The 2510-nt window shown below is 67.5% G+C and carries 4 protein-coding genes; all 4 read left to right on the plus strand.

All coding sequences use genetic code 11. From position 1 onward, the window contains the following. The coding region (fliO, locus tag B551_RS16295) for a flagellar biosynthetic protein FliO (protein ID WP_023264553.1) at positions 1-435 on the plus strand (435 nt) is incomplete at its 5' end. Then, positions 432-1220 carry a flagellar type III secretion system pore protein FliP gene (gene fliP, locus B551_RS16300; protein WP_023264554.1) on the plus strand — a complete coding sequence of 263 codons (789 nt, stop codon included), beginning with the start codon at positions 432-434 and terminating at the stop codon, positions 1218-1220. The genes fliO and fliP, both read left to right, overlap by 4 nt. A gap of 59 nt (positions 1221-1279) precedes the next feature. Then, positions 1280-1549, plus strand: a complete 270-nt coding sequence (gene fliQ, locus B551_RS16305) for a flagellar biosynthesis protein FliQ (protein WP_023264555.1) — start codon at positions 1280-1282, stop codon at positions 1547-1549. A 58-nt stretch (positions 1550-1607) separates the two neighbouring features. After that, positions 1608-2393 (plus strand): flagellar biosynthetic protein FliR, encoded by a 786-nt coding sequence (gene fliR / locus B551_RS16310; RefSeq protein ID WP_006580046.1) that lies wholly within the window; start codon positions 1608-1610, stop codon positions 2391-2393. The last annotated feature ends 117 nt before the right edge of the window (positions 2394-2510 follow it).

Here is a 2510-nt window from a genome sequence, read left to right on the forward strand (position 1 = left end):
CAGGCGGCCGATGCCGTGACCGGCGCGACCGGCGCCGGCGCGCTGGCCCAGGCCGGTCTCGGCCTGTTCGCGATCATCGCGCTGATCCTTGGCCTTGCCTGGCTGGCGCGCCGCGCCGGTCTGGTGCGGCATGTACAAGGCGGCGTGATGAAAGTCGTCGGCAGCACCAGCCTGGGCGCGCGCCAGCGCCTGTTGCTGGTCGAGGTCGGCGATACCTGGCTGGTGCTCGGTGTCAGCGCCGGCGAAATCCGCACGCTGCATACGCTGCCGGCCGGCTCCGCCGCGCCCGGCGAGGCAATCGCCGGCATGGGTGGCATGAGCAGCAAGGGCTCGACGCCCATGTCGCCCCAGGCCCCGTTCGGCGACAAGGCCACCTTCGCGCAGAAGCTGCTGCGCTCGATGCAACAGAACCTGCAACAGACCCTGAAGTCATGAACACCATGTACGCCGCCAGCCGGCGTCGGTCCGGAGCGCCGCTGACGCTGGCGCTCGGCCTGCTGCTGGCCGCCGCCCTCGCATTCGGCGCCGATCCCGCGGCCGCGCAGGCCCTGCCGGGCATCGTCAGCCGCCCTGGGCCGGGCGGCAGCCAGACCTGGTCGCTGTCGGTCCAGACGCTGGTCCTGCTGACCTCGCTGTCCTTCCTGCCGGCCGCGCTGCTGATGATGACGGGCTTCACCCGCGTGGTGATCGTGCTCGGCCTGCTGCGCACCGCGCTCGGCACGGCGACCTCGCCGCCGAACCAGGTGCTGATCGGCCTGTCGCTGTTCCTGACGTTCTTCGTGATGTCGCCGGTGCTCGACCGCGTCTACACCGAGGCCTACAAGCCGTTGTCGGAAAACCGCATCAGCCTGGAGCAGGCGGCCGAGCGCGCCGCCGCGCCGATGAAGGCGTTCATGCTGAAGCAGACCCGCGAGAAGGACCTGGCGCTGTTCGCGCAAATGGCCAAGACGCCGGAGATGCAGGGCCCCGAGGACGTGCCGCTGCGCGTGCTGGTGCCGGCCTTCGTCACCAGCGAGCTGAAGACCGCGTTCCAGATCGGCTTCACGATCTTCATTCCGTTCCTGATCATCGACCTGGTGGTAGCCAGCGTGCTGATGGCGATGGGCATGATGATGGTGCCGCCCGCGACGATCTCGCTGCCGTTCAAGCTGATGCTGTTCGTGCTGGTCGATGGCTGGCAGCTGCTGCTGGGCTCGCTGGCGCAGAGCTTCCTGACCTGATGTTCCCCTGATGTTCCCCTGATGTTCCTCGCCGACCCTGCCAGCGCATCGGAGACCAAATGACGCCGGAAACCGTAATGACCATCGCCACCCAGGCGATGAAGATGACGCTGCTGCTGGCTGGTCCACTGCTGCTGGTCGCGCTGGTCGCCGGCCTGGCGATCAGCCTGTTCCAGGCCGCCACGCAGATCAACGAAATGACGCTGTCGTTCATTCCGAAGCTGCTGGCGCTGTTCATCACGCTGGTGCTGGTGGGCCCGTGGATGATCAACACCTTCGTCGACTACATGCGCGAGGTGTTCGAGGGCATTCCTGGGCTGGTGCGCTGAGGCGCCTGCCCCAATGCATTCGCATGACGACGACTAGGACGACGGCGGAGACGACGCGATGGTTTCGGTGACGACGGCCCAGCTCTACGAATGGATCGCCGCCTTCCTGTGGCCGCTGTTCCGGCTACTGGCGTTGATTGCCACCGCGCCGCTGTTCGGCGAGGGCACCATTCCGCGGCAGGCCAAGATTGGCCTGGCCGCACTGATCGCGATCGCGGTCTCGCCGACCATCGAGAACCTGCCGGTGGTGCCGGTCTATTCCTTCGACGGCTTCCTGCTGATCCTGAACGAGATCGGCGTCGGCATCGCGCTCGGCTTCACGATGCGGCTGGTGTTCGCCGCGGTCGAATACGCCGGCGAAATCATCGGGCTGCAGATGGGCCTGTCGTTCGCCTCGTTCTTCGATCCGAGCGCCGGCGGCCAGACCATGGTGCTCGGGCGCTTTCTCGGCATCGTCGCCATGCTGCTGTTCCTGGCGATGGACGGCCACCTGCTGATGCTGGCCACGCTGGTCGACAGCTTTTCGGCGCTGCCGATCGGCGGCACGCCGCTGTCGGCCGATGGCTGGGCGGCCGTCGCGCGTGCGGGCGGCACGGTATTCTCGTCAGGCCTGCTGCTGGCGCTGCCGCTGGTGGCCGCGCTGCTGACGCTGAACCTGCTGCTGGGCATCCTGAACCGTGCCTCGCCGCAGCTGTCGATCTTCGCGGTCGGCTTCCCGGTCACGCTGGCCGGCGGCCTGCTGTTGCTGATGCTGGTGATGCCGCAGATGAACGTCTACATGTCGCATCTGATCGAGACGGGGCTGTCGTCGCTCGAGAGCGTGCTCGGCCAGCTGGCGCGCTGATCGGGGACACCGCCACGGCGCCGGTTGCGGCGCCGGGGGCGTCGACTTGCGCTGCCATGTCTGCATTGTCTTGCCCCAAACGCTGCATGCGCGCGTGATTCCAGCGCGCGCGATATA

Origin of the sequence: Cupriavidus sp. HPC(L) (genome assembly GCF_000307735.3) — a bacterium.
In the GTDB taxonomy this organism is placed as follows: domain Bacteria; phylum Pseudomonadota; class Gammaproteobacteria; order Burkholderiales; family Burkholderiaceae; genus Cupriavidus.